Origin of the sequence: Dawidia cretensis (genome assembly GCF_018598175.1) — a bacterium.
Taxonomy (GTDB): domain Bacteria; phylum Bacteroidota; class Bacteroidia; order Cytophagales; family Cyclobacteriaceae; genus Ohtaekwangia; species Ohtaekwangia cretensis.
The window spans coordinates 143,129-156,492 of record NZ_JAHESE010000001.1 but is presented as its reverse complement, the minus strand read 5'-3'; the positions used below and the strand labels follow the sequence as shown (position 1 = coordinate 156,492).

General features: G+C 52.2%; 9 protein-coding genes. 4 read left to right on the top strand and 5 right to left on the bottom strand.

Features of this window, described 5'->3' with window-relative positions; all coding sequences use genetic code 11:
* Positions 1-5 precede the first annotated feature (5 nt).
* The 4 genes from KK062_RS00645 to KK062_RS00630 form a co-directional block, all read right to left on the bottom strand.
* Positions 6-2,558: an ATP-dependent Clp protease ATP-binding subunit gene (locus tag KK062_RS00645; protein ID WP_254082297.1), complete on the bottom strand. Its 2,553-nt coding sequence runs from the start codon at positions 2,556-2,558 to the stop codon at positions 6-8.
* Between the two features lie 113 nt (positions 2,559-2,671).
* Positions 2,672-3,298: a WbqC family protein gene (locus tag KK062_RS00640; RefSeq protein WP_254082296.1), complete on the bottom strand. Its 627-nt coding sequence runs from the start codon at positions 3,296-3,298 to the stop codon at positions 2,672-2,674.
* A complete protein-coding gene (locus KK062_RS00635; RefSeq protein ID WP_254082876.1) occupies positions 3,295-4,113 on the bottom strand; it encodes a phosphatidate cytidylyltransferase in 819 nt (272 codons plus the stop codon). The genes KK062_RS00640 and KK062_RS00635 overlap by 4 nt, the downstream gene beginning before the upstream one ends.
* 54 nt (positions 4,114-4,167) lie before the next feature.
* On the bottom strand, positions 4,168-5,124 hold the full coding sequence (locus KK062_RS00630; RefSeq protein ID WP_254082295.1) for a CPBP family intramembrane glutamic endopeptidase: 957 nt from the start codon (positions 5,122-5,124) through the stop codon (positions 4,168-4,170).
* Between the two features lie 27 nt (positions 5,125-5,151).
* Between KK062_RS00630 and dusB the strand changes: the two genes are divergently transcribed.
* From dusB to KK062_RS00610, 4 genes are all read left to right on the top strand, one after another.
* Positions 5,152-6,141 (top strand): tRNA dihydrouridine synthase DusB, encoded by a 990-nt coding sequence (gene dusB, locus KK062_RS00625; protein ID WP_254082294.1) that lies wholly within the window; start codon positions 5,152-5,154, stop codon positions 6,139-6,141.
* 86 nt (positions 6,142-6,227) lie between these two features.
* Entirely contained in the window at positions 6,228-7,109 is an 882-nt protein-coding gene (locus tag KK062_RS00620) for a DMT family transporter (RefSeq protein WP_254082293.1), read from the top strand.
* Positions 7,110-7,156: 47 nt separating this feature from the next.
* The gene (hemE, locus tag KK062_RS00615; protein ID WP_254082292.1) at positions 7,157-8,185 is read left to right on the top strand and encodes a uroporphyrinogen decarboxylase; all 1,029 of its coding nucleotides are present in this window, start codon (positions 7,157-7,159) and stop codon (positions 8,183-8,185) included.
* Positions 8,186-8,344: 159 nt separating this feature from the next.
* Positions 8,345-11,473 (top strand): S8 family serine peptidase, encoded by a 3,129-nt coding sequence (locus tag KK062_RS00610; protein WP_254082291.1) that lies wholly within the window; start codon positions 8,345-8,347, stop codon positions 11,471-11,473.
* Positions 11,474-11,550: 77 nt separating this feature from the next.
* Here KK062_RS00610 and KK062_RS00605 read toward each other — a convergent pair whose 3' ends face one another.
* Entirely contained in the window at positions 11,551-13,170 is a 1,620-nt protein-coding gene (locus KK062_RS00605) for a S41 family peptidase (RefSeq protein WP_254082290.1), read from the bottom strand.
* Between the last annotated feature and the right edge of the window lie 194 nt (positions 13,171-13,364).

The window sequence follows — 13,364 nt, the reverse complement described above, 5'->3', positions numbered from 1 at the left end:
TTTGCTTATTCTTCTTTTTCTTTTTTCTCTTTCGAAGAGGAAGATTTTGTCTTCTTCACTTTGATGGTAAGCAGATCGCCTTTGCCATCGTAATCGGCCATGATCGTACCACCTTCTTCGACTTCGCCTTTGAGGATTTCCTCGGCTACCGGGTCTTCCAGGTATTTCTGGATCGCTCGGTTCAGGGGACGGGCGCCGAATTGTTGGTCGTAGCCTTTCTCCGCCAGGAAGTCCTTGGCTTTATCGCTCAGCTCAACGTTATAACCCAGCTGGGTGATGCGGTTGAACAGCTTCGCCAGCGTAAGGTCGATGATCTTGTGGATGTGCTCGCGTTGCAGCGTGTTGAACACAATCACGTCGTCCAGACGGTTGAGGAACTCAGGGCTGAAAGCACGTTTCAACGCGTTGGCAATCGTCAACTTCATGTGCTCCTCTTCGCTTTCACGTTTGGCAGCAGTCGAGAAGCCGATGCCGGTTCCGAAATCCTTCAGGTCACGCACACCGATGTTGGAGGTCATGATGATGATGGTATTGCGGAAGTCTACACGACGGCCCAGACCATCGGTCAGGATACCATCGTCGAGTACTTGCAGCAGGATGTTGAATACATCCGGGTGAGCTTTTTCGATCTCGTCCAGCAATATGACAGAGTAAGGCTTGCGGCGTACTTTCTCCGTCAGCTGGCCACCTTCTTCGTAGCCTACGTAGCCGGGAGGGGCGCCCACAAGGCGTGATACAGAGAATTTCTCCATATACTCACTCATGTCGATCCGCACCAGGGCGTCGTCCTTATCGAAGAGGTATGTTGCCAGCACTTTGGCAAGCTCGGTTTTACCAACACCGGTAGGACCCAGGAAGATAAAAGAGCCAATCGGCTTCTTCGGATCTTTCAAGCCTACGCGTGTGCGTTGAATGGCTTTTACGAGCTTCCGGATAGCCTCTTCCTGACCGATCACTTTGCCAGCCAGCTCTTCGCCCATGTTCAGCAACTTGTTGCTTTCTTTCTGAGCGATACGCTTCGTGGGAATGCCGGTCATCATGGCAATCACGTCGGCCACGTTGTCTTCGTTTACCGTATATTTTTCAGTACGGGTCTTCTCTTCCCACTTTGCTTTGGCGATATCGAGCTGTTCGATCAGCTTCTTCTCGCGGTCGCGCAATTGGGCGGCTTCTTCGTACTTCTGGCTTTTTACGACGCGGTTCTTTTCTTTCTTAACATCTTCGATAGCCTCTTCAAACTTCACGATGTCTTCCGGCACGTGAATGTTGTTGATGTGCACACGGGCACCGGCTTCGTCGAGTACGTCGATCGCTTTGTCCGGCAGGTACCGGTCGCTGATGTAGCGGTCGGAAAGTTTTACGCAGGCATCGATCGCCTCTTTGGTATAGATTACGTGGTGATGTTCTTCGTATTTCTCCTTGATGTTATCGAGGATCTGGATGGTTTCCTCTATCGAAGTAGAGTCGACCATAACCATCTGGAAGCGGCGCGCCAGGGCTCCATCCTTTTCGATGTACTGACGGTACTCGTCCAGGGTTGTTGCGCCAATGCATTGGATCTCACCACGGGCCAGGGCGGGTTTAAACATGTTGGAAGCATCCAGCGAACCAGATGCGCCACCAGCACCCACAATGGTGTGCAGCTCGTCAATGAAGAGGATCACGTCGGGTGATTTCTCCAGCTCGTTCATGACGGCTTTCATACGTTCTTCAAACTGGCCGCGGTATTTGGTACCAGCCACCAGCGATGCCAGGTCGAGGGTTACAACACGTTTGCCAAACAGCACACGTGATACCTTCTTCTGGATGATGCGCAGCGCGAGGCCTTCGGCAATCGCCGTCTTACCCACGCCGGGCTCACCGATCAGGATCGGATTGTTTTTCTTTCGACGCGAGAGGATCTGTGCCACACGCTCGATCTCTTTCTCGCGGCCTACGATAGGATCGAGTTTGTTATCTTCTGCCAGACGGGTGAGGTCACGGCCGAAGTTGTCGAGTACAGGCGTGCGAGATTTCTCGGTTCCTTTTTTCTCTTTGCCAGCGGCGCCTTGGCTGCCACCGCCAAAGATTTTGGATGAATCGTCATCCGGATCGTCCGTGTCTTGTGAAGCCATCGGACCTTCGTTTTGGTACTCCAGCATTTCTTTTACAGTCTCGTAGTTTACGTCAAACTTATTTAAGATCTGGGTCCCCAGGTTATCATGGTCACGCAGGATCGACAGCAGGAGATGCTCGGTACCGATCAGTTGAGCCTTGAAGATTTTAGCTTCGAGGTACGTGATCTTGAGCACTTTTTCTGACGCCTTTGTGAGGGGGATGTTTGCCAGGTTTTTGATCTGGTGCGTTGCTGTGCCTTTGGAAATTTTTTCAATCTCGTTTCGGAGCTCATCCATCGGTACACCCAGCTTCTTCAGTACGCCTACCGCTACGCCTTCGCCTTCGCGGATCATACCCAGAATAAGATGTTCAGTACCTATGTAGTCATGCCCTAAACGCAATGCTTCTTCCCGGCTCAGTGAAATCACTTCTTTAACGCGGTTGGAAAATTTAGCCTCCATAGAGAGAAAGTCAATGATGATTAGTGTAAATGTAAAGTTTTTTGCGAGTTCAACACCATTCGGATTGTGAAGAATTAATACTGTGTAAGAAACACCGGGGAAATCAGATTTGTTCATTTCCGCATTGCGGAAGCCTGAACACGTCTACCTGCTTCGGGCCCTTCACAAAAGATTAGGTCGACAAGACTCATGTTCTCTACAAACGCATTGCCAAATACTTGCGTATAGGAACTCGGACGAAAAAAGTTGGACAAATTATCCTGTTTCTTGCTGCTAATCTGTGAACGTAAGTCAGTTGTGTCGAATTGGGTCGTTGTTTCATACGACAGACTTTCCGTGACAGGAATTCCCCATTTAAGCCATTTCAGACACAATGACAGAAAACGAACGTTCAGATCATATAAAAATTCTTGTTTGCTGTAAAGTACCTTTTCAAGATCATCTGCATAATGCTCAAAAAAAGGCGCCTTGCCATAAGCCGACTGGATGGTTCGCCAATGATTGTTGACCCACTTCTGACTGTAGTCTATCCGTATGTCGGTAATAAGTGTTTTGTTGTGTTTGGTAGTAACGGGTACGATCAATGTCGCCACTCCTTGCGACGTGTTAACATGACAACGGTTCCGGTAGGTTTGTTTAACATAATGTTCGTGTCGTTCGAGTACGATACTCTTCGCATGTGCGAGCGCTGCGAAGTAAGCAACCGACGGAAGGTAATGTACTTCTATTAGCGCTTTCAAAATACCTCGAGGTAAGCCACAATAAAAGGAGCGGAGATCAGCAAGCCATCGAAGCGGTCGAGGAAGCCGCCGTGCCCCGGCAAAGTACTGCCCGAGTCCTTGATCTCGATGCTGCGTTTCAGCAGCGACTCGACCAGGTCACCAAAGGTACCTCCTATAACAATGATGACACCGACGACCATCCACTGCGTAAAAGTAAGTGTGTGCAGATACTGCGACATGATGAAGGCAAAGACCATGGCGAGAGCCGCGCCGCCAAAGAAACCTTCCCACGACTTTTTAGGCGAGATGCGCTCGAACAATTTACGCTTACCAAAGAACGTCCCGGCAAAGTAAGCACCGGTGTCGCTTGCCCACAAGATGAACAGGCAACCTAGGATGATCTCAAAATTATACCCGTTGTCTTGCAACACCGCGATGTTGAGGAGAGTGAACGGTACGGCCACGTAAAAAATACCGAGAAAAGTAAAGGCGATATTCGTGAAAGGCTTGCGCTCAAACTTCTTGTAAAGCTTGATCATGTATACACACGAGATGAGCGGAAAGATGAGAAAGTAGTATCGCGGAGAGAGGAGATTCTTTTCAATAAAGAACGACAGCACAAAAATGAGAATGCCGCACAAGGTGCCAAAGGTTTTTTGCGGGGCGAGTCCGTCGAGACCGGCAAGCTTGTAGAACTCCAGCAGCGAGAAAAGACAGATGATGAAAAACACGGCAAAGTAGGTCCACTCGCTATACCATACGGCGGCGATAATACCGCCAGAGCCCAGCAAGCCAGTGATGATTCGTTGTGTAAGGTTACTATACTTGGATATGGTCACGCAGCGGTGTGGTTAGATCGATTGCAAAAGTGCAAATTCCTGGGAACTTTAGAGCGAGGTGGCAGGATCATCTTCCGGACGTGCCTGCCCCAGGCCCCGCTCGCGGTAGAACTTCCAAAATAAAAAGCCGAGCATGCCCGTCGCGGCGGTGCTGATTGCAACGATGTGCCAGGGGGCCGCTTCGGTACTTTCGACGTCGATATCCAGGGCGCCTTGCTGATAAAAATACAACGCCACGACCATCATGCCGTTGTTGAACAAATGGGCGAGCATAGACATGGTCAGGCTGCCTGACCAGTAATAGAGATAGCCAAACAGCGCGCCCAGCAGCATGCGGGGTATAAACCCAAAAAACTGCATGTGTATGGCGCTAAAGATCGCAGCGGAAATCCATACAGAGACGTGAATATTGCGCGTGGCCCGGTAGAACTCCCGTTGGATGATACCGCGGAACACCAGTTCCTCACCAATCCCGGGCAGAATGGACACCACGACTACCGCCAATATCAGTTGCCAGACGGAGTCAAACTTTGTTAAGAATTCCGTCTGCTCGCGCAGCTTGTCTTCCAGCGCCTTGAGCGTCTCTCCAAAGCTTCCGGGAAAGCTAATGTTCTGGTTCCATTCGATGAAAATGGAATTCACACCGGTGAAAACAAAGACTAAAGCAATCGTGATCAACGCAGTTTGCGGAAAGATCGCGCCGTTGAAGAGCCCGGCAGCGTACTGTCGGCTTCGTAAAATGCGGATCAATATGACGGGAATAACAATGAGCCCAAAAAACGTAGCACAGCCCTGCATAATAAACAGTGGCACTTTCATTTCTGGGTGTCCGACCGGGTTTTGCAGAGCTTGGGTCATTTCCAGAAAGCTGCCGGGATAAAATGGCATGGCCACAAAAAAGCCGATCAGCGGTCCGACGATCTGAAAACCCAGAAATACGGAAACCAACACGAGGAGGATGGTGGTTAACGGTGAGGATTGACGTCTGGCTATTTCCGGCTCCATGATTTATAGTTAAATTTGCGGGCTAATATGGCGAAAATCGGTCAAATAGAGCTGGGAGAGTTTCCTTTGTTGCTTGCACCCATGGAGGATGTGAGCGATCCGCCGTTTCGGGCGGTATGTAAGGAAAATGGGGCGGACCTCATGTACACGGAATTTATTTCGTCGGAGGGCCTGATTCGCGATGCCGCCAAAAGCCGGCAGAAACTGGATATTTTTGAATACGAGCGGCCCATCGGCATTCAGCTGTTTGGCGGCGACATTGGCAACATGGTGCAATCCGCCGAAATTGCCGCTGCCGCACGTCCTGACCTCATCGATATTAACTACGGCTGCCCTGTAAAAGCGGTTGCCTGCCGCGGTGCCGGCGCGGCCCTCCTGCAAGACATTCCCAAGATGGTCAGGATGACCGCCGAGATCGTTAAGTGCACGTCGCTGCCGGTAACGGTAAAAACGCGGCTGGGCTGGGACGAGTCGACCAAAAACATTCTGGAAGTAGCCGAGCGTCTGCAAGACATTGGCATCCAGGCCCTGAGTGTACACGGCCGCACACGCGTGCAGATGTACAAAGGCGAAGCCGACTGGACACTCATCGGCAAGATCAAAGAAAACCCGCGCATCCATATTCCCATCTTTGGCAACGGCGACATCGACTCGCCCGAAAAGGCACTGGAGTATAAAAATCGGTACGGTGTGGATGGCGTGATGATCGGCCGGGCCGCCATTGGCTACCCATGGATCTTCCGCGAGATCAAAGAATATCTGCGCACCGGCCAGATGGCCCCGCCGCCCACCATGGCGGAGCGCGTACAGGCCACCAAAAAACACTTCGAATTCTCCATTCGCTGGAAAGGCGACCGTTTGGGCGTATTTGAAATGCGTCGCCACTATACCAACTATTTTAAAAGCATTCCCGATTTTAAACCGTTTAGAATGCGTCTGGTGGAGGCACCTACCGAAGCCGACGTGATGGCAATTCTGGACGAGGTCGCCGATACCTATGCGTCGGTCGAGGTATAACAAAAGCAAGAGACAGGTTTTATTTCCTTTCCACTTGACGAACCTTTCGCGAAGCAAAACCGTATTCTTACTTTCTACCTTTCATTATGCCTGATTCTAATCGCCGCACGGCCCTACTGATCTTTATCACGTTAACGCTCATCTGGGGTACATCCTTTATTCTGATCAAACAAGGTCTGAAAGTTTTCTCACCCGACGAAGTGGGCGCACTACGCGTGGTGGCCGCCTCCTTATTCCTGCTGCCACTGGCACTTACCCGGCTGAAAGAATTAAAGAGCAGTAGTCACTACGGTAAGCTCTTCGCCTCGGGCATGCTCGGCGTTTTTATACCCTCCTTTCTCTTTGCCACGGCACAGACGCACATGGAAAGCTCCGTCGCGGGTGTACTCAACACGTTGACACCTATCTTTACCATGATTATTGGCGCCATTCTTTTTAACCAGCGCTTTAGCGCCACGGCCATTGCCGGCATCGTGCTGGGATTTGGCGGCGCGGTGTTGTTAAGCATGTCACGCGCCGGGGGTACCATCGGTGGTGTGAACCTGTATGCGTTACTGATTGTAGCGGCCTGCTTCTGCTATGGTTCGAATCTCAACCTGATCAAATTTAAAATAACAGACCTGAGCGCCCTGACGATCACCAGCGTGGCACTGTTGTTAGTGGGGCCGGTGGCGATCATATACCTGCTGGGGTTTACGGATTTTTTGCCCAAGCTGACGACGCAACCAGGAGCCTGGCAGGCATTTGGATTTGTCGTGCTGCTCGGGTTGATGAGCACTGCCGTAGCGATGTTTTTATTTAACAAACTGGTGAAGGTAAGCACGCCGTTGTTTGCCAGCTCCGTGACGTACGCTATTCCTCTGGTGGCCGTACTGTGGGGCGTGCTCGATCACGAAAAACTTTCGTGGGGACACCTGGCCGGCATGATTACCATCATTGCGGGCGTATACCTGGCCAACCGCAAGTAAAAACCAAAAATACTTCTACTTTTGCGGCGGTAATTTACTCCGCCAACATGTCACTTCAGAACGATCTCCTGCTGCGTGCAGCCAATGGCTTGAAGACCGAACGCACACCGGTGTGGCTTATGCGCCAGGCCGGACGCATCCTGCCGGAATACCGCCAGGTGCGGGCTTCTGTAAAAGATTTCAAAGCCCTAGTAAAATCACCGGAGCTCGCCACCGAAGTCACCATTCAACCCGTAGACATTCTGAAGGTCGACGCGGCCATCATTTTTTCCGACATCCTGGTGGTGCCCGAAGCCATGGGTCTGTCGTATGAGATGGAAGAAAACAAAGGGCCTGTGTTTCCGAACAAGATTACGTCGCCGGCCGACCTGGCAACGGTACACGTAGCAGAAGCCGGCGAGCTGCAATACGTGTTGGATGCCATTGCGCTCACCAAACGCGAGCTGAACGGCCGCGTGCCACTGATCGGTTTTGCGGGCGCACCCTGGACCATCTTTTCGTACATGATCGAAGGCCGCGGCAGCAAAACATTCAGTGCCGCCAAAAAAGTCCTGTATGCCGACCCCACCTTTGCCCACAAGCTGTTGGACATGATTACCGAAACTACCATCAAATACCTGCAGGCACAAGTGAAAGCTGGGGCTGACTTGATCCAGATCTTTGACTCCTGGGCGGGTATTCTCAGCCCCGTGCAATACGAAGAATTTTCACTGCCCTATATCACCCGCATCTGCGATGCCATCACCGATGTGCCGAAGACGGTTTTTGCCAAGGGGGCATTTTTTGCCCGTGTCCAAATGAATAAGCTGAACTGCCATGTAGTGGGCCTGGACTGGAACATGGATGTGGCAGAGTCCCGGGCACTGATGCCCACCAAAGTGCTGCAAGGCAACCTGGACCCGTGTGCGCTGTACGGCTCTACGCAAGATGTAAAACGCGAGACCATTAAAATGCTGGAAGCGTTTGGCCCGCATAAGCACATCGCTAACCTGGGCCACGGCCTGTATCCGGACACGACGGTGGACAATGTGCGGTGTTTTATCGACACCATCCAGGAATACCGTTTTTCACACTAGTTTTCAGCGAAGGAATGCCACGGCATTCCTTCCGTTCTCAACCGGAATATCTTTATCTTTGGAAAAGGGGTAGTCACAACCCGGGGAGCGAGGCGATTGTAGGTTACTATTCCCAGCGTGAAGCTATTATTGTTGTAATTGTCGGTTAGTGCTTTCTATATGCGGATTCTAAGTATTTGCTTGCTTTGCTGTACGCTCGCGGTCCTGGCCCAGGCACAGGTAAAACCTGTGCAGCAATTTTCCTGGCCCGAAGGCATCCGCGCCGATGACTATATACCGGGCAAAGCCCTGGTAAAGGTGCGTTCCGAATACAAAGCTGTTTTTCAAAACCCTGCTGGCCGCATGTCGTTAGGAGGCTCCATTCGCCCCTTGGTTCCACCCAATGCCCCCATCAAAAACAAACGCGCCCATGCACAAGCGTTTATGCCTGCCGTTGACATTCAACAATATTTCGAAATAACCTTTGATGCCAACCGGCCGGTAGATGAATTTATCAACGAGCTCTATGCCACAGGATATATAGATGTGGCCGAGCCGGTATACCGGCAGAAGATCCTGGACATGCCTGCGGGACCCTTCACCCCAGACGACGTAGAGCGGAGCGCCCAATATTACCTGACCAACATCCGCGCGTACGAGGCCTGGGGCATTACCCAGGGCAGTGACGACATCATCATCGCCATTGTCGACTCGGGCGTAGACACCAGCCATCCCGACCTGGCCCCCAAACTATATATAAACGAAGCCGACCCGGTCGACGGAGTAGACAATGATCACAATGGTTATATCGACGACTATCGCGGCTGGGACTTCTCGGGTCCGGTACGTATCAGCGAACGCGACCCCGGCTTTATCGGCGACAACGATCCGACCGTGCCCAAAGCCGGCGTCGGTTTTAGTCATGGTACGCAGGTAGGCGGTGTAGCCGCGGCCGCGACAAATAATGCAATTGGCATCTCGGGTGTGGGGTTTAATGCCAAACTGCTTTTCACAAAGCATTATGCCGATAACCAGGCCAGTACCGAAAAAGAATACGATACCGACACCTTTCAGGGCATAGTATATGCAGCCCGGCAAGGTGCACGGATCATCAACTGCTCATGGGGCTCGTATGCCCGCAGCCAGATATCCCAGGACCTTATTAACTACGTCACCAAAGACCTTGGGTGCCTGGTGGTGGCCGCCGGCGGCAACAGATGGGAAGAAAGGTTCGTCTACCCTGCCTCGTATGACAATGTTCTTTCCGTAGCAGCCCTGCGTGAGAACAATGTCATTGCTTATACCTACAACAAAGCGATAGATCTTTCGGCACCGGGTATTGCTATACGCACAACTGACTTTGGTGGTGGTTATATCACCATTGACGGCAGCTCATTTTCCGCGCCCATGACCTGTGGTGCCGCGGCCCTGGTAGCGAGCATATTTCCGGAATACAATGGCCCACAGTTGGGAGAGCAGTTGCGTGTCACGGCCGACAGATCTTTGTATACGGTCGGCGTCAATGCCGAAGCGAGGTATAAAAACAGATTGGGCATGGGCTCGCTGGATGTCTACGCATCGCTCACACGAACCTCACCCTCGCTACGGGTGCTAAAGTACGACCTGCTGGACCAGGAGGGCAACGTTGCCGAGCCAGGGGACAATGCGCGACTATATTTTGATATCGCCAATTACTTGCAAAGTACTTCAGCAACATTGGAGATCACGATCACGACGGCAGATGCCAGCGTCAATATCACCCGCGGTAAGATTACCCCCGGTGTGATCATCGGTGGTAAGACCGTGCGAAATAATTCAACACCGTTTGAGCTGACATTGAATTCCAATTTAGCCGAAGGCCAGAGCATCGACTTGTTGGTGACATTCTCGGACGGCGACTATCAGGACTACCAATATATTTCATTCGTGCCCAACCTGCCGTACCGTACGATGGAAGAAAATCAGATCAAGACATCCATTGCCTCCGCCGGACGCATCGGGTATGCCGACACAGGCAACTCGCAGGGCGGTATAGGCTTCACCTATAACGGCAAATCTATGCTCTATGAGATGGGCCTGATCCTGGGCAGCTCCGCTGGCGACATTCTTAACAGTGTACGCGGCGAGGGCAACAATCAATACGATCAGGACTTTGTGTCTACCAGCCAGATCCGCAAGACCGTGCCGGGCGAAGACGCTGACGCCGAGATCAACGGCAGCTTTTCCGATACCAACGTAGCGAGCGAGCAACATGTGCGGGTGAGCTACCGCACCCAGGTGTGGCGCGGTACGCCCTACGACAAGTTTGTAGTGGTGGAATATACCCTCACCAACGCGCAGGCTACGCCGATGACTGATTTCTACGTGGGCCTGTTTGCCGACTGGGACGTAAGCCCAGGCGGTGGCCAGGACGCAGCAGGTTGGGATGCGGACGCGCGCGTGGGCTATGTACATCCCAAGGCTTCTTCCTCACAGCCGCATGCTGGCATTCAAGTGTTGAACGGTACCCCTAACTATTACGCAATCGACAATGACCCCAGCCTGGCGGGCAATCCGTTTGGGATATACGACGGGTTTACCGACGCCGAGAAATTTACCGCAATCTCAAGCGACCGCACCGCCGCCGGCGCGACGGGTGCCGGCGCCGACGTGAGCCACGTTGTGTCGGCTGGCCCCTACACCCTGGCGCAAGGAGAAAGTGTTAAAGTAGCGTTTGCACTGCACGGCGCGTCGAATCTCACCGACCTGCTGGCATCGGCGAACGCAGCAGATGAGCTCTACAACGAAGTATTGCAAATACCACTGCCCTTGGTATTACCGACCGAAGTTTGTACAGGCTGTAACGCCACGCTCGTGGCGACCGGCGGCAGCGACTATAACTGGTATAAAGACCGATATGGCGGAGCGCCGCTGGCGACCGGACCGGAGTTCACAATGACATCGGTCCAAAATGATACCATTGTATATGTCTCCAATGTCAGTGGTGGACATGAAAGCCTGCGTATACCTGTTCAGATCAGGGTGAAAGGAGCAACGTCATCAGAAGGAGAGCTCGATCGCCGCGTGATCGTATTTCCCGTACCCGTTGTGAACGGCAAGCTCACCGTAACGGTACGCGATATAGATGCCCGCGAGTTTTCGCTGACAGTACTAAACGCCCAGGGAGCCGAAATGACCCATATATACCTCGGCAGCCTACACGATCAATTCAGCCACACCATCAGCACCATTGGCTATCCCGCCGGCGTATACCTTGTCAAACTGCAGCTCGACAATGACGTCATCGTGCGACGGGTCGTCATCCGATAACATCCACGTGCATAAAAAAAAGGAAGGTACTCGTAAATGAATACCTTCCTTTTTTTATTGCCGTTGCAAGTTGATGTTCACATCTTCGACCGGTTCAACTCCGGGATACGATCAAACATCTTGATCGACTGCAAAAAGATTTCATTCGTTTCATTAAATACCGGATAGAAACCATCGTTGCCCCACAGCTTGCGCGCAATCTGTGATTTGATGTGCACCTGGAAGAGTTTCTTCTTCATACGCAGCTCTTTGTTGTCAGGCTTAACCTTGTTGCGCTCGCCCACGCGTACCAGCTCGTTGACCATGGCATCGGTCACGACGAAATTTTTCAAGAAGCTCTCGAAGCCTTTCTTCTCCAATGTCGCACGGTGGTCTTCGGCAAAACCGAATGTATACTCCTGAATGGACGTGGAGGTATACAGCTCGTTCAGGTAATGACTGTTGAGTGAGGTATCGAGTGGTACGAAGTAATCAGGCATGATGCCACCCCCACCGTACACGGTGCGGCCGTTTTGAGTGATGTACTTCAGCGAGTCGTTAAACTTGATGCTGTCGGAGTGGAAGAACTCGCCGTGGTTGTAGCGGCTGACGATGTCGAGCGCATACTCGTCTTCATCCTGGTAAGGCTTCTGAATGGAGCGGCCGCTCGGCGTGTAATAGCGGCTTACCGTCAGGCGCAGCTCCGAGCCGTCGCTCAGGTCGTAGGGTGATTGCACCAGTCCCTTACCAAAGCTACGGCGGCCTACGATCAGCGCACGGTCGTTGTCTTGTAAGGCGCCGGAAAGGATTTCAGAAGCCGAGGCGCTGCCTTCGTTTACCAGCACGATCAGGTCGCCGCTTTCAAAATCACCGCGGGCCGTAGAAAGTGCCTCGGAGTTGTTCTTTTTGTCTTTGCCCTTGGTGAACACGATCTTTTTGCCGGCCGCCAGGAAATCGTCTGCCATGTCGATGGCAATGTTCATGTACCCACCGGGGTTGCCCTGCAGGTCAAGCACAAGCTTCTTCATGCCCTTTTCGCGTAGGGCAGCCATCGCCGTGTGGAACTCTTCGTACGTCGTGGCGGCAAAACGGTTCACCTTAATATAGCCGATCTCGTGGTCGACCATGTAGGAAACGTCTACCGAGTATTGGGGAATTTTGTCGCGGATGATCTTGTAGTCGATCTCCTTGTCGCGGCGCAGAATGGTGACAGTCACTTCGGTGCCACGGGGGCCTTTTAGGGCCTTCATAACGTCAGGAGAGCTCACGCCCACGCCGGCCAGGTTCTTATTGTCCACGCGGATGATTTTGTCGCCCGACTGAATGCCCAGCGCTTCCGAAGGGCCGCCGCTCAGGGGTGATACCACAACGATGGTGTCGCGGAAGATGTTAAATTCCACGCCGATGCCGTCAAAATTGCCGCGCAGGTCCTCGTTTGCGGCGATACGGTCTTTCGCCGGTATATACGACGAATGGGGGTCAAGCCGGTGCAGCATTTGCTGGATGGCGTCGTCCACCAGGTTGCTGGTATTGATGGTGTCTACATATTCGTCGTTGATCTGCGTCAACACTTCCCGCAGCTTTTGCACATCGTCTCCCACCTCTCCCGAGCTATTCTTGGTGCTAAAGCTGGTACCCACAAAAATCCCCGCGGCCAGGCCCAGACAGAGCACTAGCGGCAGACTGATATGGTTTTTTGAATTCCGATTCTCACTCATGACAGCAATAATAAAATAAAATCTGTAACGAAAGATGAAAATAAAGGTTCAAACCAAATCACCCCGGTGCCAGTAGGAATTTGTGGAGGTTTAGGTGGGCGGACGCCGATATTTCGTCGGCTGGCAAGGCTTTTGCAGATTGAACGCTAACCCAAACGTCTTCTGACTTTTCTCAGCTTTTCTTCCCCGGGAAT

Excerpts from the sequence above, each read along its gene's own strand:
- KK062_RS00630 (WP_254082295.1), bottom strand. The coding sequence starts at position 5,124 with ATGGAGCCGGAAATAGCCAGACGTCAATCCTCACCGTTAACCACCATC.
- KK062_RS00620 (WP_254082293.1), top strand. The coding sequence starts at position 6,228 with ATGCCTGATTCTAATCGCCGCACGGCCCTACTGATCTTTATCACGTTA.
- dusB (WP_254082294.1), top strand. The coding sequence starts at position 5,152 with ATGGCGAAAATCGGTCAAATAGAGCTGGGAGAGTTTCCTTTGTTGCTT.
- KK062_RS00605 (WP_254082290.1), bottom strand. The coding sequence starts at position 13,170 with ATGAGTGAGAATCGGAATTCAAAAAACCATATCAGTCTGCCGCTAGTG.
- KK062_RS00610 (WP_254082291.1), top strand. The coding sequence starts at position 8,345 with ATGCGGATTCTAAGTATTTGCTTGCTTTGCTGTACGCTCGCGGTCCTG.
- KK062_RS00645 (WP_254082297.1), bottom strand. The coding sequence starts at position 2,558 with ATGGAGGCTAAATTTTCCAACCGCGTTAAAGAAGTGATTTCACTGAGC.
- hemE (WP_254082292.1), top strand. The coding sequence starts at position 7,157 with ATGTCACTTCAGAACGATCTCCTGCTGCGTGCAGCCAATGGCTTGAAG.